Here is a 25638-nt window from a genome sequence, read left to right on the forward strand (position 1 = left end):
TGAGTTGTGCGTATTAGGCACAATCTGAACGTTTTTTGTTCGAAATTATGACGGGGCAGCGCAATCGCATTTCAATACCCCTGGCGGTTTGTTATCTTCAGCGGGCACTTTCGATTATGCGGAATACAAAACACCATGAAAGGACGTTGGGTAAAATATGTGGCAACGGGGGCAATGCTGGCAATGCTGGCCGCCTGTTCGTCAAAACCGACCGATCGCGGTCAACAGTATAAAGACGGGAAATTCACCCAGCCTTTCTCTTTAGTCAATCAGCCTGATGCCGTCGGCGCGCCGATCAACGCGGGCGACTTCGCGCAGCAGGTGGGCCATATCCGTAGCGCTTCGCCGCGTCTGTATGGCAATCAGAGCAACGTATACAACGCCGTGCAGCAGTGGCTGCTTTCCGGCGGCGATACCCGTACCCTGCGCCAGTACGGTATCGATGCCTGGCAGATGGAAGGGACCGACAACTACGGCAACGTGCAGTTTACCGGCTACTACACGCCGGTGGTGGAAGCGCGTCATACGCGTCAGGGCGAATTCCAGTATCCGATTTACCGGATGCCGCCAAAGCGCGGCAAGCTGCCTTCCCGCGCCGGTATTTACGCAGGCCAGCTGAGCGATGCTTATATTCTTGCCTACAGCAATTCGCTGATGGATAACTTCATCATGGATGTGCAGGGCAGCGGCTACATTGATTTTGGCGACGGCTCGCCGCTGAACTTCTTTAGCTATGCCGGGAAAAACGGCTGGGCCTATAAGAGTATTGGCAAGGTACTGATCGATCGCGGGGAAGTGAAGCGCGAAGATATGTCGATGCAGGCCATTCGCCACTGGGGCGAAACCCACAGCGAAGCGGAAGTTCGCGAACTGCTGGAGCAGAATCCGTCATTTGTCTTCTTTAAACCACAGTCTTTCGCCCCGGTGAAAGGCGCCAGCGCCGTGCCGCTGGTAGGGCGTGCGTCGGTGGCGGCAGACCGTAACGTGATCCCGCCGGGTACCACGCTGCTGGCGGAAGTGCCGCAGTTGGACAATAACGGTAAATTTAACGGTCAGTACGAGCTACGTCTGATGGTGGCGCTGGATGTCGGCGGCGCGATTAAAGGCCAGCACTTCGACATCTATCAGGGCATCGGCCCGGATGCCGGACACCGTGCTGGCTGGTATAATCACTACGGACGCGTGTGGGTGCTGAAGTCATCCGGCAGCGCGGGTAACGTATTTAGCGGCTAGTGGCCCGATGGCGTATCCGGCCTACACATTAGCGCGTAGGCCGGATAAGCGAAGCGCCATCCGGCAATGAAATGCGCTCAGGGCGGCATTGTCCGCTCTTTTTGTTTTTAACTCTGAGGTTCTATGTCTGTGGTTATCAGTGACGCCTGGCGCCAGCGTTTTGGCGGCACGGCTCGTTTATACGGCGAAAAGGCGCTGCAGGTGTTTGCCGATGCGCACGTTTGCGTGGTTGGGATTGGCGGCGTGGGCAGCTGGGCGGCGGAAGCGCTGGCCCGTACCGGTATCGGCGCTATCACGCTGATTGATATGGATGACGTGTGCGTGACCAACACCAATCGCCAGATTCATGCGCTGGGCGGCAACGTTGGCATGGCGAAGGCTGAAGTGATGGCTGAACGTATTCGCCTGATTAATCCCGAATGCCGTGTGACCGTCATTGACGACTTTGTGACTCCGGATAACGTCGCGGCATATCTGGGCGTGGGCTACAGCTACGTGGTGGACGCTATCGATAGCGTGCGCCCGAAGGCCGCGTTGATTGCTTACTGTCGTCGCTATAAAGTGCCGTTGATCACGACCGGCGGCGCGGGCGGGCAAATCGACCCGACGCAGATCCAGGTGAGCGATCTGGCGAAAACCATCCAGGATCCGCTGGCGGCCAAGCTGCGTGAACGGCTGAAAAGCGATTTTGGCGTGGTGAAGAACAGCAAAGGTAAGCTGGGCGTGGACTGCGTCTTTTCCACCGAGGCGCTGGTCTACCCGCAGTCCGACGGTTCCGTGTGTGCGATGAAAAGTACCGCTGAAGGGCCAAAACGGATGGACTGCGCCTCAGGCTTTGGCGCGGCGACGATGGTCACCGCGACCTTCGGTTTTGTCGCGGTATCCCATGCGTTGAAGAAGATGCTGGCGAAAGCGGAGCGTCAGGCCAGCGCCTGACGCGCGGCATCAATCATGGCGTCATTCAGGGCCGACAGGCCCTGACTACGTGAGGCGCTCAACTGGCCGCGTAACCCGAGTTCATCGAAAAAGTCGAGCGGGCTGGTAGCCAGAATCGCTTCCGGGCGTTTGCCTTCCGCGGCGGTCAGCAGCACCGCCAGCAGGCCGCGCACGATCCTGCCTTCGCTATCGCCAAAGAAATGCAGCGTTCCGTCAGCCTCCAGCGAGTAGCCCAGCCAGACGCGGTTTTCGCAGCCGGCAATCTCTTTGGCCTGCGCTTTGAGATCGTCCGACAGCGAGGGGAGTTGTTTGCCCAGCAGAATCAGCTGCCGGTATTTATCTTCCCACTGGCTAAGTGCGCCAAACAGTTGCCGTAATGCCTCGGGCGTTACGGTGGTGCCGAACGGGTGTCCGGCGAGCAAAGGAGTCGTCATTAATCCACCAGAAGTTTGAGCGCCTGGTCAACGGCGTTGACCAGCGCGTGTACATCGTCTTGCGTATTATAGGGGGCGAACGAGGCGCGCAGCGTGCCGCTAACGCCCAGTGCCGCCAGCAGTGGCTGGGCGCAGTGCTGGCCGGCGCGCAGGGCAATACCGTATTCCGCCAGTAGCGTCACCATGTCGCTGTGATGAACACCTGCAAAATCAAAGGCTAACAGGCTGGAGTCCTGGCAGCGGAAGGATCGAAACCCCGGACGTTTTGCCAGCTCATCTTCCGCCAGCGTCGCTAAGCCCCGACTCCAGGATTCGGCCTGCACCATATCCACCTCGGACAGCCATTCCAGCGCCGCGCTCAGGCCAATGACGCCCGCGACGTTTGGCGTACCCGCCTCCAGGCGGTACGGCACCGGTTGGGTGGTAAAGCCGTCGAAGGTCACTTCGCTAATCATTTTGCCGCCGCCCAGCCACGGAGCCATGGCATCCAGCAGCTCGCTCTTGCCATAAAGTGCGCCAATGCCGGTCGGCCCGTAGAGCTTATGGCCGGAAAAGGCATAGAAATCGATGTCCAGCGCCTGCACGTCTGCCGGGAAGTGCACCGCGCCCTGTGCGCCGTCGACCATCACCACCATACCGGCCTGATGGGCGAGAGTAATCGCGCGCGCCAGATCCGGACAGCCGCCGGTGACGTTCGACATTTGCCCCAGCGCCAGAATGCGGCTGCGTGAGGTCATCAACGTGGTGAGCTGTTCGACGTCCGGCAGGTGGTTAGCGCCAAGAGGCAGTTGCACCACCTTCGCGCCAGTCTGCTCCGCGACCATCAGCCATGGCACCAGGTTAGCATGGTGCTCGGCGGTGCTGACGATAATTTCGTCGCCCGGCCGCAGGCGAGGGCGCGCGTAGCACTGGGCCACCATATTGATGGCTTCTGTCGTGCCGCGCGTCCAGACGATGTCTTTACCGCGAGGGGCGTTCAGCCAGCGGGCGACCTGATCGCGCGCGGCCTCGTAGCGCGCGGTCAGGCGCTGGGCTTCGGCGAACTGGCTGCGATGGACGTTCCCCGCGCTTAGCGAGTAGAACTGATTTGTCGCCTCGATCACCGCCTGTGGTTTTAACGCTGTGGCGGCGCTATCAAGGTAAACCCCGGCATCGTGCAGGGCGGGAAATTGCGCGCGAAACTGCGCGGGGTTGAAAGCGTTCATGGTATTCCTCGGTTCAATCAACCGATCGTGGCGCAAAATGAGCATTGATACAAGGTTTGTGCCAATCCTCGGAATCGTCTGGTTCTCCTGGCGCTATCCGACCAGTGTCTTATGCTAAATAACGTTAGGCAAATATTTTGGCCTGTTATGAAATGAGCTTTAAATAGCATAAATCGCTAAAGGAGAAGAAGATGAAAAAGACTGCCGCAATGATTTCTGCCTGTATGCTGACGTTTGCCCTGAGCGCCTGTTCTGGCCCAAACTACGTGATGCACACCAACGATGGTCGTAGCATTGTTTCCGAGGGGAAACCGCAGACTGATAAAGACACCGGTATGATTTCTTACACCGATGCCAACGGCGTTGAACAGCAAATCAACCATAGCGATGTGAAAGAGATGGTGGCGCTGGAGAAATAGCGCGCCGAATCGCAGGCAAAAAAAAGCACCGCAATTAGGCGGTGCTACATTAATCACTATGGACAGACAGGGTAAATGTACAGGAAGTGAAAAAGGGTAGCCTTGCTACCGTGATCTGAATTGCAGACCAATTGCAAACACAACAACACAACATCACAACCGTAAGCCAAAAGCCCTTCAGAACACGCATTCCAAAAAAAGCTTCTCGTTCCGGCTCAGGAAGTGCCGCCATCATAGGTATTTGCTGGTAGAAGCTCAACGGACAAATTATAATGGCTCAGATAAAAAAAACTAATAGGTTAACTGTTGTTTCCTATTTGTTAAATTCAATTAACAATTGGGTTCTGGGACCATGTCAAAGCGTTTGCCACCTCTTAATGCATTACGTGTATTTGATGCAGCCGCACGCCATTTAAGTTTCACCCGCGCGGCCGATGAGCTTTTTGTGACGCAGGCCGCAGTAAGCCATCAAATCAAGTCTCTTGAGGATTTTTTGGGGTTGAAGCTGTTCCGTCGGCGCAATCGTTCGTTGCTGCTGACCGAAGAGGGGCAGAGCTATTTTCAGGATATCAAAGAGATCTTTTCGCAATTAACAGAGGCAACGCGTAAACTACAGGCACGCAGCGCGAAAGGGGCGCTTACCGTCAGTTTATTGCCCAGTTTTGCGATTCAATGGCTGGTGCCGCGCCTCTCAAGCTTTAACTCAGCTTATCCGGGAATCGACGTCAGAATCCAGGCGGTGGACCGTCAGGAAGATAAGCTGGCCGACGATGTCGACGTCGCTATTTTTTACGGTCGCGGCAACTGGCCGGGGTTACGCGTTGAAAAACTGTACGCGGAGTATTTACTCCCGGTTTGCTCTCCTCTGCTGCTGACCGGCGATAAAGCGCTGAAAACCCCCGCCGATTTAGCCAAACATACGCTGCTGCACGATGCTTCCCGCCGCGACTGGCAAACGTATACGCGCCAGCTGGGGCTCACCCATATTAACGTACAACAGGGACCTATCTTCAGCCATAGCGCCATGGTGCTACAGGCTGCCATCCACGGACAGGGGATTGCGCTTGCCAACAACGTGATGGCGCAGTCAGAGATTGAGGCAGGCCGTCTGGTGTGCCCATTTAATGATGTTCTGGTCAGTAAGAATGCGTTTTATCTGGTTTGTCATGACAGTCAGGCAGAACTGGGTAAAATAGCGGCCTTTCGTCAGTGGATTCTGGCGAAAGCGGCCCATGAGCAAGAAACTTTTCGTTTTCGTTACGAACAATAAATGAATTTAGGGTAATACCATCATGACCAGCCGTTTTATGCTGATTTTTGCCGCTATCAGCGGTTTTATCTTTGTCGCACTGGGCGCATTTGGCGCGCACGTGCTGAGTAAATCGTTGGGCGTTGTTGAAATGGGCTGGATCCAGACCGGTCTGGAGTACCAGGCGTTTCACACGCTGGCGATTTTTGGCCTGGCGGTGGCGATGCAGCGCCGCATTAGTATCTGGTTCTACTGGAGCAGCGTTTTTCTGGCGCTGGGTACCGTGCTGTTCAGCGGTAGCCTGTACTGCCTGGCGCTCTCTCATTTACGCCTGTGGGCGTTTGTTACCCCGGTGGGCGGCGTCAGCTTCCTCGCCGGTTGGGTGTTGATGTTAATTGGTGCCATTCGACTTAAGCGTAAGGGTGTTGTTCATGAATAAGGTTGTGCTGTATTGCCGCCCTGGGTTTGAGAAAGAGTGTGCTGCGGAAATTACCGATAAGGCCGGGCGTCGTGAGGTGTTTGGCTTCGCGCGCGTAAAAGATAACTCGGGCTATGTGATTTTCGAATGCTATCAGGATGGCGACGCCGATAAGCTGGCGCGCGAGCTGCCGTTTAGCTCGCTCATCTTTGCTCGCCAGATGATCGTCGTCGGCGAGCTGTTGAAAGATTTACCGCCGGAAGACCGCGTCACGCCGATCGTCGGCATGCTGCAAGGCGTAGTGGAGAAGGGCGGCGATCTGCGCGTTGAAGTGGCGGATACCAACGAAAGCAAAGAGCTGATGAAGTTCTGCCGCAAGTTGACCGTGCCGCTGCGCGCGGCGCTGCGTGAGGCGAAAGTGCTGGCGCCGTACGAGACCACCAAACGTCCGGTGGTGCACGTGTTCTTTATCGCGCCGGGCTGCTGCTATACCGGGTATTCGTATAGCACCAACAACTCGCCGTTCTATATGGGCATTCCGCGCCTGAAGTTTCCGGCCGACGCGCCAAGCCGCTCTACGCTGAAGCTGGAAGAGGCATTTCACGTCTTTATTCCCGCCGACGAGTGGGACGAGCGTCTGGCAAACGGCATGTACGCGGTTGACCTGGGCGCCTGTCCGGGCGGCTGGACCTATCAGCTGGTGAAGCGCAACATGTGGGTTTCCTCAGTGGATAACGGCCCGATGGCGCAGAGCCTGATGGACACCGGCCAGGTGACCTGGCTGCGCGAAGACGGTTTCCGCTACCGCCCTACCCGCAACAACATCTCGTGGATGGTGTGCGATATGGTGGAGAAACCGGCGAAGGTCGCCGCGCTGATGGCGGAATGGCTGGTTAATGGTTGGTGCCGTGAGACCATCTTCAATCTGAAGCTGCCGATGAAAAAGCGTTATGAAGAGCTGTCGCAGAATCTGGCGCACATCCAGGCGAAGCTGGACGAGCACGGTATTAACGCGCAGATGCAGGCGCGCCAGCTGTATCACGATCGTGAAGAAGTGACCGTACACGTGCGTCGCCTGTGGGCGGCGGTCGGTGGGCGTCGCGACGAGCGTTAATAACGCATAGTCCGGTCGAATGTGATTTGTCGGCCGGATAAGGCAAAGCCGCCATCCGGCAAGGTGCTCAGAACTGCCGGATGGCGGCTTTGCCTTATCCGGCCTACGTCATGATGCTATCTGTTAAGTCTGAGCTGCTGCAAATTGCCATCAAGATGCAAATCGGTTTGCAGGCGCGCGATATCCCGGCACAAGAACGCCATCTCCCGGTGTTCTTCCAGTTTCTTCCGCCACTTATCCGGCACCTCTTCCAGATGTTCGTACAGCGCTTCCAGCGTGGGAAACTGCGTCAGCAGTTGGGTGGCGCTTTTGGGGCCAATTCCCGCGACCCCAGGTACTTTCGAACTGCTAATTCCCGCCAGCCCCCAGTAGTCGGGTAGCTGCTGCGGCTGCACGCCAAACTCTTTTTCGATAAACGGCACGTCCAGCCAGCGTTTCTGGAAGTAGTCGCGAATGCGCAGCGTGGGCGACAGCAGCTGACAGTAGCCTTTATCCGTCGAGACGATGGTCGCCTGATGCCCGGCGCTGGCGACTTTCACGGCCAGCGTGGCCGCGAGATCGTCAGCCTCGTTACCCTGGGACTCCCAACAGCGTACACCGCGCAGCTCAAAGGCGGCGCGCAGGGCGGGCATTTCGGCATGAAGATCGTCCGGCATAGGTGGACGACCGGCCTTGTAGTCTGGGAGTCGCTGATGCCGCCAGCCGCTGTTGCGTGCTTCATCGTCAAAAACCGCTACCGCATGCGTCGGCTGGCTGTGCGCAATCAGCAGATCCAGCGCATGCTGACAGGTTTCTACGCAGGGGGAACCCTGAACGGCATGAATACGGCGGATTAAGTTGAGTGCGTCAACAATAAGCAAATGGACGGCCACGGGCGTTCTCCCTAACAGATTGGGCGCTAAGGGTAACATTCAGGGACGGGTGAGGCTATCGGCGGGGGATAAAACGGGAAGAGGCCTCGCAAAACGAGGCCTCTGAAGTGCGTTAGTCGCAGGCTACCACTTTCATCGCCAGCCCGCCGCGAGAGGTTTCGCGGTATTTGGCGTTCATGTCTTTGCCGGTTTCGTACATGGTCTCGATAACTTTATCGAGACACACGCGCGGCACGCTGGTACGGCGCAGGGCCATACGCGCGGCGTTAACCGCTTTCACCGACGCAATGGCGTTACGCTCGATGCATGGCACCTGAACCTGACCGGCAACCGGGTCACAGGTCAGGCCGAGGTTATGTTCCATGCCGATTTCCGCGGCAATGCACACCTGCGCCGGGCTACCGCCCAGCAGCTCTGCCAGACCCGCTGCCGCCATGGAACAGGCGACACCCACTTCCCCCTGGCAACCCACTTCAGCGCCGGAGATGGAGGCGTTCATCTTGTAGAGTGAGCCAATCGCGCTGGCAACCAGCATGTAGCGTGCCAGCGAGTTGGCGTTCACTTCGCGGATAAACTTGTCGTAGTAAGCCAGCACCGCCGGAACGATACCGCAGGCACCGTTGGTGGGCGCGGTGACGACGCGCCCACCGGCGGCGTTTTCTTCGTTCACCGCCAGCGCAAACATGTTAATCCAGTCAACTACCGCCATCGGGTCGCTGCTGATTTTGTCCTGGCTGACCAGCATACGACGTAGCGCGGCGGCACGACGTGGAACGCGCAGTTTGCCCGGCAATACGCCTTCGGTCGTGGTGCCGTGCTCGATGCCGCCTTTCATCACCGCCCAGACGTCAGCAAAGTGCTTTTCCAGCTCTTCTTTGCTGTGCAGCGCGAGTTCGTTCTGCATCATCAGGCCAGACAGCGACAGGCCGGTTTCCTGGCAGTGACGCTGTAAATCCGCGGCGCTTTTATACGGGTATGGCACGGCAACCGGCGCTTCAGTCTGTTGGCCGAAGTGCTCTTCGTCGACGATAAAACCGCCGCCGATGGAATAGTAGGTTTTACTGTAAACGGCTTTGTCACCTGACAACGCGGTAATACGCATGCCGTTTTCGTGCAGCGAGAGGTTGTCGGCATGGAAGTTCATGCACTGATCAACCGGGAATTCCACTTCGTGCTGACCGTTAGCCAGCATCAGTCGGCCATGGGTATTCACGTCCTGGATAAACGCCGGAATGGCGTCGATATCCACCGTATCCGGCAGGTTTCCAGCCAGACCCATAATAATGGCGATATCGGTATGGTGACCTTTACCGGTCAGAGAGAGTGAACCGTAAACATCGACGACTACGCGAGTGATATCAGTCAGGATCCCACGCGCAATCAAGTCGTCCGTGAATTGTTTGCCTGCTTTCATTGGCCCGACGGTGTGTGAGCTGGAAGGACCAATGCCGATTTTGAAAATATCGAATACGCTAATCATGAGGCGTCCATTGTGTATCGAGGTGCGCCGCCCCGAAAGGCGGCGCAGGGGGATTAACTAAACAGAGAGTAGGAGATTGCGGAGATAGCGATGAGACCCACCAGCACAACGAAGACGTTGCTGATGTGACCGCTGTACTTACGCATTGCCGGTACTTTCTGAATTGCATACATCGGCATCAGGAACAGAATCATCGCGATGATCGGGCCGCCCAGGGTTTCAATCATGCCCAGGATGCTCGGGTTCAGGGTTGCCACAATCCAGGTGGTAACCAGCATGAACAGCGCAGTGATTTTGTTCAGTTTGTTGATTTCGATGGATTTGCCTTTGCTACGCAGAGACTTAATTACCATCCCGTTGAAGCCTTCACGTGCGCCCAGGTAGTGGCCCAGGAAGGACTTGGTGATAGCGATAATCGCGATAATCGGTGCCATCCAGGCGATAACCGGCGCGTTAAAGTGGTTCGCCAGGTAAGACAGGATAGAGATGTTTTGCTCTTTCGCCGCCGCCAGGTCCGCCGGGGACAGGCTCAGTACGCAGCTGAAGACGAAGAACATCACGGTCAGCACCATCATGATGTGGGCACGTGCCAGGATAGAGGAACACTTCTTCTCTGCGCCCTGACCGTACTCTTCACGCTTCGCCACCGCGAAGGAAGAGATGATCGGCGAGTGGTTGAAGGAGAACACCATCACCGGAATGGCCAGCCACAGGGTCATCCACAGGCCGTTGCCGGTAGAGGCCGCGCTGCTGAAGGACAGGGTTTCCAGTGCTGCGCCGCTCCACTGCGGGATCAGGTACAGCGCCAGCACCATCAGGGCCGCCACGAACGGGAATACCAGGATGCTCATCGCTTTAACGATCATCTGCTCACCGAAGCGCACGATAGTCATCATGCCGACGATCAGAATCAGCGACAGGATAGCGCGCGGCGGCGGCGTCATGTGCAGCTGGTGCGCCAGGAAGCTTTCCACGGTGTTAGTGATAGCGACGCTGTACACCAACAGGATTGGGTAGATAGCGAAGAAGTAGAGCAGGGTAATCAGTTTACCTGCGCCTACGCCGAAGTGCTCTTCAACGACTTCGGTGATGTCTTCGCCCGGGTTTTTACCGGACAGCACGAAGCGGGTCAGGCCGCGGTGTGCGAAGAAGGTCATCGGGAAGGCGAGGATAGCCATGATGATCAGCGGGATCATGCCGCCGACGCCGGCGTTGATCGGCAGGAACAGTACGCCCGCGCCGATGGCAGTGCCGTAAAGACCCAGCATCCACATCGTATCTGTTTTGCGCCATCCGCTAGCAGATTCTGCTGTGACGACCGTGCTGGTTTGAGTGTTTTCCATCTGTATCTCCTGGAGGAAGGAAAAATGCTAATTTTTTAGTCAAATAAAGTGAAAAAAAACAAAAACGTAATATTAAATTTTAGAAGTGTTGGTTTTTTTGTGATTTTTACCCAACACCATTTTCGACGAGCGCAAATGTACATTTAACTGGTAAATGTATCAGTGATCATGATCCCAAATGTAATAATCCACTTTTAGCTGGGGTTATTGCAGGTCTTTTTACTGTAATAACCTTTTGAGCGAAAATTTATGGTCGCGAAGGCTAGCATTCGCAGTATGTGTGGTAAATGGGGGTAGGGGTAAATACGATGTTTTTGCTGATAAAAATGATGGAAATGGCGTTTTTTAGCGCCGAATCATAATTATTGCTAATAATATGCGGTTGCATATAGCGCGCAAACGATTGGCTCTGCGCGAATTAGGGTATTTATGAGGGCGGTTTGAGAGAAAAACCGGCGGTGAAGACCGCCGGGTGAGGAGTGAAATACGCTGCGAATAGTGTCAGGCGCAGATTTCGTAGCAGGGGATGTAGGCGGAACCTGGCAGCTTCATGCGGTGCTGCGCCACGAAGCCCTGTAGCAGTTCGTCCATGCGGCGCATCATCTCTTTATCGCCGTGAATTTTGTACGGGCCGAACTCTTCGATGGCACGAATGCCTACTTCCTTCACGTTGCCCGCCACGATGCCTGAGAAGGCACGGCGCAGGTCTGCGGCCAGTACTTCAACCGGTTGATCCGGATAAAGCTTCAGGTTGGCCATGTTCTCGTGTGACGGCTCAAACGGCATCTGCAGGTCCGGCGCAATGCGCATCGACCAGTTGAAGCTGTAGGCGTCGCCGGTATCGCGGCGGTTCTCTTTCACCAGCGGCATCGCTTTTTTCATCTGGCGCGCCACTTCCACTTCATCATCAATGATGATCTTATAGTGGCGACGCGCGCCTTCGCCCAGCGTATGCACCACGAACTCGTCGAGCACGCGGAAGTAGTCGGCGCTCTCTTTCGGGCCGGTGAGGATAAGCGGCAGCACCTGGTCTTTGTTTGCCGGGTTCATGAGGATACCCAGCAGATACAGCAACTCTTCCGCCGTTCCCACGCCGCCCGGGAAAATAATGATGCCGTGAGCGATACGCACAAACGCTTCAAGGCGTTTTTCGATATCCGGCATGATGATCAGCTCGTTGACCAGTGGGTTTGGCGGCTCAGCGGCAATAATCGACGGTTCGGTCATGCCGATGAAGCGCCCTTCTTTGTAGCGCTGCTGCGCATGGCCGACCGCGGCGCCCTTCATTGGCGCTTCCATCGCGCCAGGACCGCAGCCGGTGCAGATGTTCAACTCACGCAGGCCAAGCTGGTTACCTACGCGACGCGCGTAGAGGTACTCGTTTTCGTTGATTGAGTGACCGCCCCAGCACACCACCATGCTCGGTGCTTCACCCACGTGCAGCGCGCGGGCGTTGCGCAGAATGGAGAACACCAGGTTAGTGATGTGGGTGGAGCTTTCCAGATCGAGATTCGGGAAACGTACGGTGTTATGAATCTGCCCGTAAACGAACAGAATATCGCGCAGTACGGCGAACAGGTTGGCCTGGAGTGAGCGGATAATGCGCCCGTCGACGAACGCCTCTTCCGGCGGATTAATCAGCTCAAGCTTAACGCCGCGTTCGCGACGCAGCACGTTAATATCGAAGCTTTCGAAACGGGACAGCAGCTCTTTACTGTTATCGGTCAGGCTGCCTGAGTTCAGTACGGCCAATGAGCAGTTGCGGAACAATTGATACAGGTCGGTGCTGGCCGTGCGTTTAAGCATGTCGACTTCCAGCTGCGACAACATATCCATTGAGCCAAGCGGGCTAATATGTGTAATCAAGTGGACTCCTTAACGGGACGAAAATCGTCTTCCTTAGTGATTACAATAGCCTCGCTGGCTTGTTTACTACAACCTCAGTCGCGGAACAATGTGCGCATTATTGAGAAATTGTTCAGCTTACTGACGCACCAGGCGGCCAATTGCCGGGACAAATTCACCGTTTGCTCGCCACGGGTTGATATCCAGCCCGCCGCGGCGGGTGTATCGCGCGTAAACGCTCAGGCTCTCCGGCGCGCAGAAGCGCAGAATATCGTTGAAGATACGCTCGACGCACTGCTCGTGGAACTCGTTGTGATGGCGGAAAGAGACCAGATAGCGCAGCAGCTTTTCCCTGTCGATCTGCGGGCCACGGTACTGAATTTGTACAGACCCCCAGTCCGGCTGGTGGGTGATCAGGCAGTTTGATTTCAGCAGGTGGCTGACCAGCGTTTCCTGCACGACCTTCTGGCCGGCTGCGCCGTTGAGGTAGTCGGCGTTGAACTGGTAGTTATCAATCTCGATATCCTGGTCATCAATACAGCTGCCGTGGAAATGGGCAATAGGCTGGCCTTCTATTTCATCGAGGCGATACAGGGCCACCGTCACGTTGCCCTGGGCGCAGGCGCTCAGGTCGCGTTGCAGCGTCTCTTGCACGGCTTGCCAACTGGCAAAACGCGTCTGATTGAAGCTGTTGAGATAGAGCTTAAAGCTTTTTGACTCCACCAGGTTCACCGTTGCGTGGCTTAGCTCAACGTGGCCGACCGCGACCTGCGGCAGACCTTTGGCGTTGAGCCAGGAAAGCTCGTACAGCGTCCAGATATCCGCGCCGTGGAAAGGCAGGGAATCGGCATGCAGCCCGAGCGGATCGCGGTTCAGGCTGCGCGGAACGCCCTGTAGCAGGCTGGCGTCGTAGGTATCGCGGTAATCTGTGGTTTTACCGAGCGTCAGGCCGGCAAGCGCCTGATGGTTATCATAAGAAGACATGTTTCACCGTTATAAAGCAGGTACACTATGGCTTCTAGTGTATCCTGGCTAACCTGAAGAGAGAAATTCGTGGATCAGCAGACTGCAGACGCATTACACGCCTTTACCCAACGCTATTGCGATGCCTGGCAACGCACCTACAACAGCCTGCCGCGCAGCGAAGAGCTTTACGGCATTCCATCGCCATGTCAGGTATCGACGAGCGGCGAAGCGGTCTTCTGGCAGCCGCAGGATTTTGACGGTGAACCGAATGTAAATGGCGTTGAACGGGCGATGGATATTGTGGTACAACAACCCATTCACACCTATTATACCACTCAGTATGCGGGTGACATGCAAGCGCTTTTCATGGGGGAAGCCCTGACGCTGCTGCAGGTGTGGAGCCCCGATGACTTCCGTCGCGTGCAGGAAAACCTGATTGGCCACCTGGTCACGCAGAAGCGCCTGAAGTTGTCGCCGACGCTGTTTATTGCCACGCTGGACAGCGAACTTGACGTGATTTCTGTCTGCAACGTGACCGGTGAAGTGGTCAAAGAGACGCTCGGAACGCGCAATCGCCTGCCTCTGGCCTCCTCCCTTGCGAGTTTCCTGACTCAACTTGAGCCTATTCTGTAAGACAGTTTGCCCATCCCTTTGTGAGAGATCTCTTACACGCACTGTGAGAGATCGCCAGATTATAAGTAAGACACTTATCCCTATGTTTTAGTAATTTCTTTTTATATCAATAAGATGATTGTTCTATAGCGTGATTTTCTTGCGCGTAAGCCTTAAGGGATTGCCTGAGGGGCGCTTGTAAGACGGCGCGAAATAGCGGATTCTATCTACGTCGACAGGGAGTCGCACAATGAAGTGAACATCAGGATGATGACGCTTCATAGGACACACCGGGAAGGTGATTCAAGGAAAGGCTTCAGGATGAAGCAAAAGGATAACGCAGGAACGCGTTAAAGGACACCTCCAGGACGGAGAACGAGAGCCAGACAGGATATCTGGTGGATCAGGAAGATCGGGACACACTCAAGGATTGGGTGAAATCACATCGGGGTGGTGTGATGCAGGATGCAACCGTTTAGGGACGAACTGGTCAGGAGACCATAGGAAAAGTTGTCACGGACGAGCAGGGAGCACTAAAAGTAGCTGGATTGCTGCGAAACGAACCGGGGGCACTGTTTTTACAGTGCCCCCTTTTTTTGTTTCCCGCCAACTAGTGGTATCCTGCGCGCGATTTTCATTCCTCAGAGGTTTCCATGACACGCCACGACAGCCTACGCGACCAATTACTGCTTATCGAAACGCTGCTGCGTCAGCATCAGCACTGGCAGGAGACGGCGCCGCACGAAAGCGCCTTTGCCAGCGACCAGCCGTTCTGCATGGATACCCTGGAGCCGCTGGAGTGGCTGCAGTGGGTGCTGATCCCGCGCATGCATCAGCTGCTGGATAGCGAAATGCCGCTGCCGAAAGATTTTGCCATCGCGCCCTATTACGAAATGGCGCTCGACGCCGCGCATCCGCTGCGCGCGATTATCCTGCCGCCGCTTGAGCAGTTGGATGCCTTCTTTACGAGCGATCCCCACTGATGCTGGAAATTATCTACCAGGACGAGTGGTTGGTGGCGGTGAACAAACCGTCAGGCTGGCTGGTGCACCGCAGCTGGCTCGATCGCGATGAAAAAGTGGTGGTGATGCAGACGGTACGTGACCAGATTGGTCAGCACGTTTTTACCGCGCATCGTCTCGATCGTCCAACTTCTGGCGTGCTGCTGATGGGGCTGTCCAGCGAAGCCGGGCGTCTGCTGGCGCAACAGTTCGAACAGCATCAAATCCACAAGCGCTACCACGCCATCGTGCGCGGCTGGCTGACCGATGAGGCGGTGCTGGACTACCCGCTGGTGGAAGAGCTGGATAAAATCGCCGACAAGTTTGCCCGTGAGAACAAGGATCCACAGCCAGCGGTCACCCACTATCGGGGCATGGCGACGGTAGAAATGCCGGTGGCGACCGGCCGCTACCCAACCACGCGCTACGGGCTGGTAGAACTGGATCCACAAACCGGCCGCAAACACCAGTTGCGTCGCCATCTGGCACATCTGCGTCATCCGATTATTGGCGACAGCAAGCACGGGGATCTGCGCCAGAACCGCAGCGCCGCGGAGCATTTTGGCTGCAACCGCCTGATGCTGCACGCCAGCGAACTCTCGATGACCCATCCGTTTACCGGCGAACCCTTGACGATTCGCGCCGGGCTGGATCACGTCTGGATGCAGGCTTTATCACATTTCGGCTGGCGCGGCCTTCTCCCTGAGAATGAAAGGGTTGAGTTTGTTGCCAACTGCGGTCAGGATGAAGCTATCCAGAAGTAAACAGGGAGTTAAATCATGGCTGAAGTAGGGATTTTTGTCGGCACCATGTACGGCAATTCGCTGCTGGTGGCGGAAGAAGCGCAAACCATTCTCGGCGGTCTCGGGCATCAGGCGAAAGTCTTTGAAGACCCGACGGTGGCGGATTGGGAAAGCTACACCGGTAAATACGCGCTGGTGGTGACCTCCACCACCGGTCAGGGTGACCTACCGGATAGCATCGTGCCGCTGTTTAACGATCTCCAGGATATGTACCAGCCGCATCTACGCTACGGTATTATCGCGCTGGGTGACAGCACCTACGCGAACTTCTGCGGTGGCGGCAAGCGCTTTGATGCGTTGTTGCAAGAGCAGGGCGCGCAGCGCATTGGCGATATGCTGATGATTGATGCGTCAGAAGACCCGGAGCCGGAGAGCGTCTCCAATCCATGGGTCGAGCAGTGGGCAACGCTGCTTAAATAAGCAAGGTTTATCCTCTTTCCGGTACGACGGCGTCGTACCGGCTGCTATTTGTTCATTTATCACATCATTAAATAATATTCACCGGCAATATTGTGCATTTGCACGATGAGCTGCCGCGTGCCTGTTCCTATACTGCTGTTAGCCATAATAATAACGATTGCCAGATTTCTCGCTCCTGACGCGTCGGGCTGGGCATGTTAATACCCGTGCTCTGTTTTCGGCCGTCGACCCAGTAGACAAGGATTTAACCATGACGATTCACACTTCCACGCCCGTTGTCACATCCATGCAGGTGATCCCGGTTGCCGGACGCGACAGTATGCTGATGAACCTGAGCGGAGCGCATGCGCCGTTCTTTACGCGCAATATTGTGATTATTCAGGATAACGCGGGGCATACGGGCGTGGGGGAAATCCCCGGCGGCGAGAAGATTCGCGCCACGCTGGAGGAGTCGATTCCGCTGGTGGTGGGGAAAACGCTCGGTGAATACAAAAACGTTCTGAACCGCGTTCGTGCGGCTTTTGCCGACCGCGATGCCAGCGGTCGCGGCCTGCAAACCTTCGACTTACGCACCACGATTCATGTTGTGACCGCCATTGAATCAGCCATGCTTGACCTGCTGGGCCAGCATTTGGGCGTTAACGTGGCCTCGCTGCTTGGCGACGGGCAACAGCGTAGCGAAGTCGAAATGCTTGGCTACCTGTTCTTCATCGGCAACCGCAAGGCGACGCCTCTGCCGTATCAGAGCCAGCCGGATGAGCAGTGCGACTGGTACCGCCTGCGCCACGACGAGGCGATGACCCCGGATGCCGTTGTACGCCTGGCAGAGGCCGCCTATGAAAAATACGGCTTTAACGACTTCAAACTGAAGGGCGGCGTGCTGGCGGGTGAAGAAGAGGCCGAGTCCATCGTGGCGTTGGCGAAACGCTTCCCGCAGGCGCGCGTGACGTTGGACCCGAATGGCGCATGGTCGCTCGATGAAGCGATTAAGATCGGCAAGTCCCTGAAAGGGACGCTGGCCTATGCCGAAGATCCATGCGGCGCCGAGCAGGGCTTCTCTGGCCGTGAAGTGATGGCGGAATTCCGCCGCGCGACCGGTCTGCCGACCGCTACCAACATGATTGCCACCGACTGGCGGCAGATGGGACACACGCTGGCGCTGCAATCGGTCGATATCCCGTTGGCCGACCCCCACTTCTGGACGATGCAAGGTTCGGTGCGCGTCGCGCAACTGTGCCATGAGTTTGGCCTGACCTGGGGATCGCACTCCAATAATCACTTCGATATTTCGCTGGCAATGTTCACTCACGTCGCCGCCGCTGCGCCGGGTAAAATTACCGCCATTGATACCCACTGGATCTGGCAGGAAGGTAATCAGCGCCTGACCAAAGCGCCGTTTGAAATTAAAAACGGTAAGGTGCAAGTACCGAATAAACCGGGGCTGGGCGTTGAGCTGGATATGGATCAGGTGATGCGGGCCAACGCGCTGTATCAACAATATGGGCTGGGGGCGCGCGACGATGCCATGGGAATGCAGTACCTGATCCCAAACTGGACATTTGATAACAAACGCCCCTGCATGGTGCGCTAAGCTTACTGCCGCCACTTCGCACAAGGACAGCTTATGAAGATTGTAATTGCCCCGGACTCATACAAGGAAAGCCTGAGCGCTCTCGAGGTCGCCAGTGCGATTGAAGCGGGATTTCGTGAGATTTACCCGGACGCCGAGTACGTCAAGCTTCCGGTTGCCGACGGCGGCGAAGGGACCGTTGAGGCTATGGTGGCGGCAACACAGGGGCGGGTGGTACAGGTTGAGGTGACCGGCCCGCTCGGTGAGCCGGTGCAGGGTTTTTATGGCATCTCCGGCGATGAATGCTGTGCGTTTATCGAAATGGCGGCGGCTAGCGGGTTGGAGCTTCTACCTCCCGATGCGCGTAACCCGCTGAAAACAACCTCATGGGGCACCGGAGAGCTGATTCGTCATGCGCTGGATCTCGGCGTGACGCGGATTATTATTGGCATTGGCGGTAGCGCCACCAACGACGGTGGCGCAGGCATGGTGCAGGCGCTTGGCGCACTGCTCCTGACCGCTGACGGCCAGCCGATTGCGCCCGGCGGTGCGGGGCTGTCGACGCTGGCAAAGATTGACATCAGCGGCCTGGATCCGCGCCTGGCGCAATGCCAGATAGATGTCGCCTGTGATGTGACGAATCCGCTTATCGGTGATAAAGGGGCATCGGCGGTATTTGGGCCGCAGAAAGGCGCGACGCCAGAGATGGTTGTGCAGCTCGACCGCGCATTGGCGCACTATGCCGGGCAAATTGCGCAAGATTTAGATCTTGATGTGCTGACGCTGGAAGGCGGCGGTGCGGCAGGAGGGATGGGGGCGGCGCTGTACGCATTTTGCGGCGCACACCTGAGACCGGGTATTGATATTGTGACCGACGCGCTGCACCTGGATGTGCTGGTCGCCGATGCGGATCTGGTGATTACCGGAGAAGGGCGTATCGATAGCCAGACGATCCACGGCAAGGTGCCGGTAGGCGTGGCGCGTGTCGCCAAACGCTATCAGATACCGGTGATTGGCATTGCCGGTAGCCTGACGGCTGATGTGGGCGTTGTGCACCAGCACGGACTGGATGCGGTGTTCAGCGTGCTGCATCGGATCTGTTCGCTCGACGAGGCGCTGGCAGAAGCCGGAACGAACGTTCGAATGGCCGCGCGGAATATCGCTGCGGCGATAAAAGTGGGGCAGTCGCTGTAGGCCGGATAGGGCAACGCCGCTATCCGGCAACTTGCGCGGTTCTGCCGGATGGCGCTTCGCTTATCCGGCCTACAGGTTTGGGCTAGCCCAGCATTTTCTTCGTTTCCCGCGTCACATTATCCATTTCATCCAGCAGTTCCAGCAGCTCCGGTTCCAGCTCTTCCGCCGGGGTGCCGCTACGCAGCTGGCTTTCAATCAGCTGACATAGATGTTTAAGACGGGGAACGCCGCTGTAGCCGCAGCTGCCGTGCAGTTTGTGAATGGCGTCGACCAGATTCTCCGGCTCTTCGCCGACCAGCTGCTCCTCCACCTTATTACGCACTTCCGGCAGGAAGGCGATCAGCATTTGTAGCATCTCCCGCGCCAGATCCGGCTTATAGGCGGCCTGACGTAGCGCTAACTGCCAGTCCAGCGTGGTGTTCAGATCGATCGGCGGTTCGACCGGCGTAGGCTGGACGGGACGCGGTGGCGTAATGACGCCAGGCTTATAGCGTAGCAGCAGGTCGTGCAGACGGTTCTCTTCAATGGGCTTCGCCAGATAGTCGTTCATCCCGGCGGTCAGCAGCTTCTCTTTCTGCCCGGCAAGGGCGTGGGCGGTGACGGCAATGACCGGCGTTTGCTGCTGATGCGGAAGCTGACGAATCAGCTCACAGGCGCGAATGCCGTCGATGTCCGGCATCTGGATATCCATCAGAATCAGGTCGAATTTCATCTGCTTAGCGCACTCAATCGCCTGCTGTCCGCTTTCGCACAGCTCAACGTGCTGCACCTGATCGTCCAACAGCGCGCCAATCAGTTTCAGGTTCGCCGGGTTATCGTCCACCGCCATCACCGTCATCGGCAGGCGATGCTCGGTCACCGGGACGGCCACCTGCGTGGGCGTACTGCGGCTGAATTCCTGCAGCACCGGCAGCAGACGGGTGACGGTCAACGGCTTAAGCAGGCAGGCAGCCGCGCCGTTTTGTTTCAGCGACTCGGCATCAACCTGGGCGTGACACGGCAGCGCCAGCACCAGATGGTCGGTCATGCCGAGCGCGGCATTCAACTTGTCGCGATGTATACTGAGGTCGCGCACCGAAACCGGTACGGCAACCAGCAGAATGTCGTAAAACTCGGTGGGCAGCGCGGCAATACTCACCGCATAGACGACCTCGAGCGGCGTTGTCGCCAGCATATCCAGCGTCGCCTGCGCGGCGGCGGCATTGGCCTCCACGTAGGCGATGCGCTTGCCTTGCAGGCTGCTGGTATCCGGCCCTTCAGAAATAACGTTCGGATTGAGATCGAGGTTGATATTGAACCAGAACGTTGAACCACGGTTGGGCTGGCTGTGGAAGGAGATATCGCCGCCCATCTCGCGCACCAGTTTTTGCGTGATCACCAGCCCCAGCCCGGTGCCGCCGTGGCGGCGGGAGATACTGGCATCGGCCTGGCGGAAGGCCTGGAACAGGCGGGACTGATCGCGCTCAGGAATACCGATACCGGTATCGCGGATCTGGACTTCAATTTGTACCTTGTTATTGCTGACGGCGCGCTGTTCTACCAGCACGTCAATGTTGCCGTTTTCGGTAAACTTGATGGCGTTGCCGACCAGGTTGGTGATGACCTGCTGCAGACGCAGCGGGTCACCGATAACGTTGTCCGGCACGTCATTCTTAATGTTCAGCGTCAGCTCCAGCCCTTTATCGTGCGCCGAATGCGCCAGCAGCGTGACTACTTCATCCAGCGAACTGCGCAACGGGAACGGAATGCTCTCCAGCAACAGCTTGCCCGCTTCCAGCTTGGAAAAGTCGAGCACATCGTTGATGATCGCCAGCAGGTTGTTGGCGGACCGCTCGATGGTATTGAGGTGGTCGCGCTGGGTCGGGTTCAGTTCGGTTTTCAGCGTCAGGCGGGTAAAGCCAATGACGCCGTTGAGCGGCGTACGCAGCTCGTGCGACATGTTAGCCAGGAACTCAGACTTGATGCGTGCCGCCTCCTGGGCGCGTTTCTTGGCGAGATCCAGCTCAACGTTCTGAATCTCCATCTGTTCAAGCGTCTCGCGCAGATCCGAGGTGGCCTGGTCGACGTTATGTTGCATCTCCTCGTGATAGGCGGCCAGCGACATGGCCATCGAGTTGATGCCGTTTTTCAGCATATCCAGCTCGCCGAGCATAAAGCCCTCAACGCGGCTGTCGAGCTGCCCGCGGCGGATCCGGTCAACGGTGTTCACCATGTTGCGTATTGGCCCGGTGACGTCCTGCATTAACCGCCAGCCGAAGATCAGCGCAATGCCGATACAAAACAGCATCATCACGCTGGAGATAAAGATCTCTTTATATTGCTGAAGCCTGACCGACTTGAGATCCAGCTCCAGCGCCACGTAGCCAAGCATATTGACCGGCGTTTTCGCGTCCGACTGCGGTGATTCATCCGGCGAGTAGTGCTCGGAGATAATCGGCGTGCGCAGGATCATGATATCCCCGTGGCGCGTCACGCTCAGCCTTCGCGGGAAGGGCATGCCGCGCGGCAGCTGTAGCTCGCCCGGATCCAGTTGATAATTGGAGGTAACGAACAGCTTGTTGTGTTCGTCATAGACGGAAATCGCCCGCACGATATCGGAGTGGCGACGGTGCAGAACGCTTATCAACTGGCCGATCGACTCACGGTTTTGCAAATTCATACCGTATTCGCTGGAGACGGCAAGCGGCTCGATAATGCTGGCGCCGGCGTCTTCCAGTTGACGCTGCAGGTCGTTATAGCGGTGGACGACGAAGAAGATGCTGAGCAGCAAACCGATTAATACGGTCGGCGCCAGGATCAAAATCATCATTCTTGCACGCAGGCTGTAGTTGGTCATGGAGGTCCGTTGTGGGAGAATCAGTGCAATATATTTGATTGAGAAAAATCTCTACGATGGCGCAATTCTACTCTGCAAAACGGCGCGTGACGACGCGCCAGATCATAACCGTGACAGTCAGCAGTCTTGATCCCTTCGGGCAAGGTGTGGCGCGCCACAACGGTAAAGCATTATTCATCAATGGGTTATTGCCAGAAGAACGTGCGGAAATTACCCTGACGGAAGACAAAAAACAGTACGCGCGCGGGCAGGTTAAGCGCCGTTTGAGCGACAGTCCGGAGCGCGTTGAACCCCGTTGTCCGCACTTTGGCATTTGCGGCGGCTGCCAGCAGCAGCACGCGTCGGTTGCACTACAACAGCGCAGCAAACGTGCGGCGCTGAATCGTTTAATGAATCGCGAGGTCGAGGAGGTCATCGCCGGGGAAGCCTGGGGATACCGCCGCCGCGCGCGCTTAAGCTTGAATTATCAGCCAAAAACGCAACGCTTGCAGATGGGTTTTCGCAAGGCCAACTCGAACGATATCATCGATGTGGTGCAATGCCCTGTTTTGGTGCCCAATCTTGAGGCGTTTCTACCCGCGGTGCGTGAGTGCCTGAGCAGCCTGAAAGGCCAGCGTCATTTGGGGCACGTTGAGCTGGTCAGCGCCGATAACGGGCCGCTGATGGTGCTACGCCATACGGCGGCGCTTAACGGCGAAGATAAAGAAAAACTGGAACGCTTTTCGCATTCTTCCGGCGTGGCGCTGTATCTGGCACCGGAAAGCGAGATACTTGAACGCGTTACCGGTGATGCTCCCTGGTATTCCTCAGACGGGCTACGCTTAACCTTCAGCCCGCGCGATTTTATTCAGGTTAACGACGGCGTGAATCAGCAGATGGTGGCGACGGCGCTGGCATGGCTGGACGTACAGCCTACCGACCGGGTGCTGGATCTGTTCTGCGGGATGGGCAACTTTACGTTGCCGCTGGCCAAACGCGCGGCCAGCGTGGTCGGCGTCGAGGGCGTGCCCGCGCTGGTGGCGAAAGGGCGCGAGAATGCCGAACTCAACCACCTGCAAAATGTCACCTTCTTTCACGAGAATCTGGAAGATGATGTAACACTTCAGGCGTGGGCGAAACACGGTTTTGACAAAGTTTTACTCGATCCTGCTCGTGCTGGCGCACCGGGCGTGATGCAGCATGTTATAAAATTAGCGCCGACGCGGGTGGTGTATGTTTCCTGCAATCCGGCGACGCTGGCGCGCGATAGCGAGGCGTTGCTGAATGCGGGTTACCAAATTCAGCGTCTGGCAATGCTGGATATGTTCCCGCACACTGGGCACCAGGAATCTATGGTGCTGTTTGAGCGTAGGTAATAACGGTGGCTTGTCGACTTCGACAGGCCGGTCCCTGAAAGGAGAGGACAATGGTTGCGGTAAGAAGTGCACATCTCAATAAAGCTGGTGAATTTGACCCACAGAAATGGATCGCAAGTCTGGGAATTTCCAGCCAGCAGTCGTGTGAACGCTTAGCCGAGACCTGGGATTATTGTCGCCGCCAGACCGTGGGGCGTGATGACGCCGAGCTGATGCTGTGGCGCGGGGTTGAGATGGTTGAAATCCTCTCAACGCTGAGTATGGATAACGACACGCTACGCGCGGCGCTGCTGTTCCCGTTAGTCGATGCTAACGTGGTCAGTGAAGAGGTGCTCAGCGAGAGCGCCGGGCAGTCGGTGGTGACGCTGATTCACGGCGTGCGCGATATGGCGGCCATTCGCCAACTGAAGGCCACCCATACTGACGCGGTTTCCTCCGAACAGGTCGACAACGTCCGTCGCATGCTGCTGGCGATGGTCGACGATTTCCGCTGCGTGGTCATCAAGCTCGCCGAGCGTATTGCGCATCTGCGTGAGGTGAAGGATGCGCCGGAAGATGAGCGCGTGCTGGCGGCGAAAGAGTGTACCAACATCTACGCGCCGCTCGCGAACCGTCTCGGTATCGGCCAGCTCAAATGGGAGCTGGAAGATTACTGCTTCCGCTACCTGCACCCGGCGGAATACAAACGTATTGCCAAACTGCTGCACGAGCGTCGTATTGACCGTGAGCATTACATCAATGACTTCGTCGGCCACCTGCGCAGTGAAATGAAAACCGAAGGGGTCAAAGCCGAGGTTTACGGTCGTCCGAAGCATATCTACAGCATCTGGCGCAAAATGCAGAAAAAACACCTCGCGTTCGACGAACTGTTTGACGTGCGCGCGGTGCGTATCGTCGCCGAGCGCCTGCAGGATTGCTACGCCGCGCTGGGGATAGTGCACACTCACTACCGCCACCTGCCGGATGAGTTCGATGACTACGTCGCCAACCCGAAACCGAACGGCTATCAGTCCATCCACACCGTGGTGCTGGGGCCTGGCGGCAAAACGGTTGAGATCCAGATTCGTACTAAACAGATGCACGAAGATGCCGAGCTGGGCGTCGCCGCGCACTGGAAGTACAAAGAAGGCACCGCCAGCGGCCAGCGCTCCGGTCACGAAGATCGTATCGCCTGGCTGCGTAAGCTGATTGCCTGGCAGGAAGAGATGGCCGACTCGGGCGAAATGCTCGACGAAGTGCGCAGCCAGGTCTTTGATGACCGCGTCTACGTGTTTACGCCGAAAGGCGACGTGGTGGATCTGCCGGCAGGCTCCACGCCGCTGGACTTTGCCTACCACATTCACAGCGATGTCGGACACCGCTGCATCGGCGCGAAGATCGGCGGGCGCATCGTGCCGTTCACCTATCAACTGCAGATGGGCGACCAGATTGAAATCATCACCCAGAAGCAGCCGAACCCAAGCCGCGACTGGCTGAACCCGAATCTGGGCTATGTGACAACCAGCCGCGGGCGTTCGAAAATCCACGCCTGGTTCCGTAAACAGGATAAAGACAAGAACGTGCTGGCCGGGCGGCAGATCCTCGACGACGAGCTGGAGCATTTGGGCATCAGCCTCAAGGAAGCCGAAAAGCACCTGCTGCCGCGCTACAACTTTAACGACGTGGAAGAGCTGCTGGCGGCGATCGGCGGCGGCGATATTCGCCTCAACCAGATGGTCAACTTCCTGCAGGCGCAGTTCAATAAACCGAGCGCCGCTGAACAGGATGCCGCCGCGCTTAAACAGCTGCAGCAGAAATCTTACACGCCGCAAAACCGCAGCAAAGACAATGGTCGCGTAGTGGTTGAAGGTGTTGGCAACCTGATGCACCACATTGCCCGTTGCTGCCAGCCGATTCCCGGCGATGAAATTGTCGGCTTCATTACCCAGGGGCGCGGCATTTCGGTGCACCGTGCGGACTGTGAACAGTTGGCGGAACTGCAATCGCACGCGCCGGAACGTATTGTCGATGCGGTGTGGGGCGAGAGCTACTCGGCGGGCTATTCGCTGGTGGTGCGCGTGCAGGCTAACGACCGCAGCGGCCTGCTGCGCGATATCACCACCATTCTCGCCAACGAGAAGGTCAACGTACTGGGCGTGGCCAGCCGCAGCGATACCAAGCAGCAGATGGCGACCATCGACATGACCATTGAAATCTACAACCTGCAGGTGCTGGGCCGCGTGCTTGGCAAGCTGAACCAGGTGCCGGACGTGATCGACGCGCGTCGACTGCACGGCGGTTAACTTCCCTTTTACCCTCTCCCTGTTGGGGGAGGGTAACGCTCTATTTTTGCA

22 protein-coding genes are annotated in these 25638 nt (G+C 57.0%); 14 read left to right on the forward strand and 8 right to left on the reverse strand.

What is annotated here, in order from left to right; all coding sequences use genetic code 11:
* Positions 1-135: 135 nt before the first annotated feature.
* On the forward strand, positions 136-1233 hold the full coding sequence (gene mltA / locus ABTW00_RS04630) for a murein transglycosylase A (protein ID WP_065358098.1): 1098 nt from the start codon (positions 136-138) through the stop codon (positions 1231-1233).
* Between the two features lie 123 nt (positions 1234-1356).
* Positions 1357-2169: a tRNA cyclic N6-threonylcarbamoyladenosine(37) synthase TcdA gene (gene tcdA, locus ABTW00_RS04635; RefSeq protein ID WP_433639161.1), complete on the forward strand. Its 813-nt coding sequence runs from the start codon at positions 1357-1359 to the stop codon at positions 2167-2169.
* On the opposite strand, the gene csdE is transcribed toward tcdA, so the two are convergent.
* Together csdE and csdA are read right to left on the reverse strand one after the other, a co-directional pair.
* Positions 2154-2603 (reverse strand): cysteine desulfurase sulfur acceptor subunit CsdE, encoded by a 450-nt coding sequence (gene csdE, locus ABTW00_RS04640; protein WP_433639163.1) that lies wholly within the window; start codon positions 2601-2603, stop codon positions 2154-2156. The two genes, tcdA and csdE, sit on opposite strands and share 16 nt — an antisense overlap.
* A complete protein-coding gene (csdA, locus tag ABTW00_RS04645; RefSeq protein ID WP_433639165.1) occupies positions 2603-3808 on the reverse strand; it encodes a cysteine desulfurase CsdA in 1206 nt (401 codons plus the stop codon). The genes csdE and csdA overlap by 1 nt, the downstream gene beginning before the upstream one ends.
* Positions 3809-3999: 191 nt before the next feature.
* On the opposite strand from csdA, the gene ABTW00_RS04650 reads away from it, so the two are divergent.
* The 4 genes from ABTW00_RS04650 to rlmM all read left to right on the forward strand — a co-directional run bounded on the left by ABTW00_RS04650 (position 4000) and on the right by rlmM (position 7008).
* Positions 4000-4227: a YgdI/YgdR family lipoprotein gene (locus ABTW00_RS04650; protein WP_065358094.1), complete on the forward strand. Its 228-nt coding sequence runs from the start codon at positions 4000-4002 to the stop codon at positions 4225-4227.
* A 352-nt stretch (positions 4228-4579) separates the two neighbouring features.
* The gene (gene gcvA, locus ABTW00_RS04655) at positions 4580-5497 is read left to right on the forward strand and encodes a glycine cleavage system transcriptional regulator GcvA (protein WP_064543054.1); all 918 of its coding nucleotides are present in this window, start codon (positions 4580-4582) and stop codon (positions 5495-5497) included.
* A gap of 22 nt (positions 5498-5519) precedes the next feature.
* A complete protein-coding gene (locus ABTW00_RS04660) occupies positions 5520-5915 on the forward strand; it encodes a DUF423 domain-containing protein (protein ID WP_049850475.1) in 396 nt (131 codons plus the stop codon).
* Entirely contained in the window at positions 5908-7008 is a 1101-nt protein-coding gene (gene rlmM / locus ABTW00_RS04665) for a 23S rRNA (cytidine(2498)-2'-O)-methyltransferase RlmM (RefSeq protein WP_065358093.1), read from the forward strand. Before ABTW00_RS04660 ends, rlmM begins: the two co-directional genes overlap by 8 nt.
* A 116-nt stretch (positions 7009-7124) precedes the next feature.
* Here the strand turns inward: rlmM and xni are convergent, their stop codons facing one another.
* The 5 genes from xni to queF form a co-directional block, all read right to left on the reverse strand.
* Positions 7125-7880 carry a flap endonuclease Xni gene (gene xni / locus ABTW00_RS04670; protein WP_433639171.1) on the reverse strand — a complete coding sequence of 252 codons (756 nt, stop codon included), beginning with the start codon at positions 7878-7880 and terminating at the stop codon, positions 7125-7127.
* A 112-nt stretch (positions 7881-7992) separates the two neighbouring features.
* The gene (locus ABTW00_RS04675) at positions 7993-9360 is read right to left on the reverse strand and encodes an L-serine ammonia-lyase (protein ID WP_065358092.1); all 1368 of its coding nucleotides are present in this window, start codon (positions 9358-9360) and stop codon (positions 7993-7995) included.
* Between the two features lie 53 nt (positions 9361-9413).
* Entirely contained in the window at positions 9414-10703 is a 1290-nt protein-coding gene (locus tag ABTW00_RS04680; protein ID WP_065358091.1) for an HAAAP family serine/threonine permease, read from the reverse strand.
* Between the two features lie 501 nt (positions 10704-11204).
* Positions 11205-12569, reverse strand: a complete 1365-nt coding sequence (gene ppnN, locus ABTW00_RS04685) for a nucleotide 5'-monophosphate nucleosidase PpnN (RefSeq protein WP_064543065.1) — start codon at positions 12567-12569, stop codon at positions 11205-11207.
* Between the two features lie 117 nt (positions 12570-12686).
* On the reverse strand, positions 12687-13532 hold the full coding sequence (gene queF, locus ABTW00_RS04690) for an NADPH-dependent 7-cyano-7-deazaguanine reductase QueF (RefSeq protein WP_271447413.1): 846 nt from the start codon (positions 13530-13532) through the stop codon (positions 12687-12689).
* A gap of 69 nt (positions 13533-13601) precedes the next feature.
* Between queF and syd the strand changes: the two genes are divergently transcribed.
* The 6 genes from syd to ABTW00_RS04720 all read left to right on the forward strand — a co-directional run bounded on the left by syd (position 13602) and on the right by ABTW00_RS04720 (position 19114).
* Positions 13602-14147 (forward strand): SecY-interacting protein, encoded by a 546-nt coding sequence (gene syd, locus ABTW00_RS04695; protein ID WP_271447414.1) that lies wholly within the window; start codon positions 13602-13604, stop codon positions 14145-14147.
* A gap of 632 nt (positions 14148-14779) precedes the next feature.
* The gene (locus ABTW00_RS04700; protein WP_064543071.1) at positions 14780-15109 is read left to right on the forward strand and encodes a YqcC family protein; all 330 of its coding nucleotides are present in this window, start codon (positions 14780-14782) and stop codon (positions 15107-15109) included.
* Positions 15109-15891, forward strand: coding sequence for a tRNA pseudouridine(65) synthase TruC (truC, locus tag ABTW00_RS04705; protein WP_433639178.1), 783 nt, complete (start codon positions 15109-15111; stop codon positions 15889-15891). Before ABTW00_RS04700 ends, truC begins: the two co-directional genes overlap by 1 nt.
* A 15-nt stretch (positions 15892-15906) precedes the next feature.
* Complete coding sequence (locus ABTW00_RS04710) at positions 15907-16350, forward strand: flavodoxin (protein ID WP_163446313.1); 444 nt, start codon at positions 15907-15909, stop codon at positions 16348-16350.
* 250 nt (positions 16351-16600) lie between these two features.
* Positions 16601-17941: a glucarate dehydratase gene (gudD, locus tag ABTW00_RS04715; protein ID WP_433639181.1), complete on the forward strand. Its 1341-nt coding sequence runs from the start codon at positions 16601-16603 to the stop codon at positions 17939-17941.
* Between the two features lie 33 nt (positions 17942-17974).
* Complete coding sequence (locus ABTW00_RS04720; RefSeq protein WP_433639183.1) at positions 17975-19114, forward strand: glycerate kinase; 1140 nt, start codon at positions 17975-17977, stop codon at positions 19112-19114.
* 82 nt (positions 19115-19196) lie between these two features.
* On the opposite strand, the gene barA is transcribed toward ABTW00_RS04720, so the two are convergent.
* The gene (gene barA / locus ABTW00_RS04725) at positions 19197-21950 is read right to left on the reverse strand and encodes a two-component sensor histidine kinase BarA (protein ID WP_433639185.1); all 2754 of its coding nucleotides are present in this window, start codon (positions 21948-21950) and stop codon (positions 19197-19199) included.
* A gap of 56 nt (positions 21951-22006) precedes the next feature.
* On the opposite strand from barA, the gene rlmD reads away from it, so the two are divergent.
* Together rlmD and relA are read left to right on the forward strand one after the other, a co-directional pair.
* Positions 22007-23305 carry a 23S rRNA (uracil(1939)-C(5))-methyltransferase RlmD gene (rlmD, locus tag ABTW00_RS04730; protein ID WP_433639187.1) on the forward strand — a complete coding sequence of 433 codons (1299 nt, stop codon included), beginning with the start codon at positions 22007-22009 and terminating at the stop codon, positions 23303-23305.
* 50 nt (positions 23306-23355) lie between these two features.
* Positions 23356-25587, forward strand: a complete 2232-nt coding sequence (relA, locus tag ABTW00_RS04735; RefSeq protein ID WP_064543083.1) for a GTP diphosphokinase — start codon at positions 23356-23358, stop codon at positions 25585-25587.
* Positions 25588-25638: the final 51 nt, after the last annotated feature.

Origin of the sequence: Kluyvera georgiana, from assembly GCF_050990895.1 — a bacterium.
GTDB lineage: Bacteria > Pseudomonadota > Gammaproteobacteria > Enterobacterales > Enterobacteriaceae > Kluyvera > Kluyvera georgiana.

Excerpts from the sequence above, each read along its gene's own strand:
- ABTW00_RS04700 (WP_064543071.1), top strand. The coding sequence starts at position 14,780 with ATGACACGCCACGACAGCCTACGCGACCAATTACTGCTTATCGAAACG.
- barA (WP_433639185.1), bottom strand. The coding sequence starts at position 21,950 with ATGACCAACTACAGCCTGCGTGCAAGAATGATGATTTTGATCCTGGCG.
- ABTW00_RS04720 (WP_433639183.1), top strand. The coding sequence starts at position 17,975 with ATGAAGATTGTAATTGCCCCGGACTCATACAAGGAAAGCCTGAGCGCT.
- ABTW00_RS04660 (WP_049850475.1), top strand. The coding sequence starts at position 5,520 with ATGACCAGCCGTTTTATGCTGATTTTTGCCGCTATCAGCGGTTTTATC.
- csdE (WP_433639163.1), bottom strand. The coding sequence starts at position 2,603 with ATGACGACTCCTTTGCTCGCCGGACACCCGTTCGGCACCACCGTAACG.
- ABTW00_RS04650 (WP_065358094.1), top strand. The coding sequence starts at position 4,000 with ATGAAAAAGACTGCCGCAATGATTTCTGCCTGTATGCTGACGTTTGCC.
- ABTW00_RS04710 (WP_163446313.1), top strand. The coding sequence starts at position 15,907 with ATGGCTGAAGTAGGGATTTTTGTCGGCACCATGTACGGCAATTCGCTG.
- csdA (WP_433639165.1), bottom strand. The coding sequence starts at position 3,808 with ATGAACGCTTTCAACCCCGCGCAGTTTCGCGCGCAATTTCCCGCCCTG.
- truC (WP_433639178.1), top strand. The coding sequence starts at position 15,109 with ATGCTGGAAATTATCTACCAGGACGAGTGGTTGGTGGCGGTGAACAAA.
- gudD (WP_433639181.1), top strand. The coding sequence starts at position 16,601 with ATGACGATTCACACTTCCACGCCCGTTGTCACATCCATGCAGGTGATC.
- gcvA (WP_064543054.1), top strand. The coding sequence starts at position 4,580 with ATGTCAAAGCGTTTGCCACCTCTTAATGCATTACGTGTATTTGATGCA.
- ABTW00_RS04680 (WP_065358091.1), bottom strand. The coding sequence starts at position 10,703 with ATGGAAAACACTCAAACCAGCACGGTCGTCACAGCAGAATCTGCTAGC.
- rlmD (WP_433639187.1), top strand. The coding sequence starts at position 22,007 with ATGGCGCAATTCTACTCTGCAAAACGGCGCGTGACGACGCGCCAGATC.
- ABTW00_RS04675 (WP_065358092.1), bottom strand. The coding sequence starts at position 9,360 with ATGATTAGCGTATTCGATATTTTCAAAATCGGCATTGGTCCTTCCAGC.
- tcdA (WP_433639161.1), top strand. The coding sequence starts at position 1,357 with ATGTCTGTGGTTATCAGTGACGCCTGGCGCCAGCGTTTTGGCGGCACG.
- relA (WP_064543083.1), top strand. The coding sequence starts at position 23,356 with ATGGTTGCGGTAAGAAGTGCACATCTCAATAAAGCTGGTGAATTTGAC.
- mltA (WP_065358098.1), top strand. The coding sequence starts at position 136 with ATGAAAGGACGTTGGGTAAAATATGTGGCAACGGGGGCAATGCTGGCA.
- queF (WP_271447413.1), bottom strand. The coding sequence starts at position 13,532 with ATGTCTTCTTATGATAACCATCAGGCGCTTGCCGGCCTGACGCTCGGT.
- rlmM (WP_065358093.1), top strand. The coding sequence starts at position 5,908 with ATGAATAAGGTTGTGCTGTATTGCCGCCCTGGGTTTGAGAAAGAGTGT.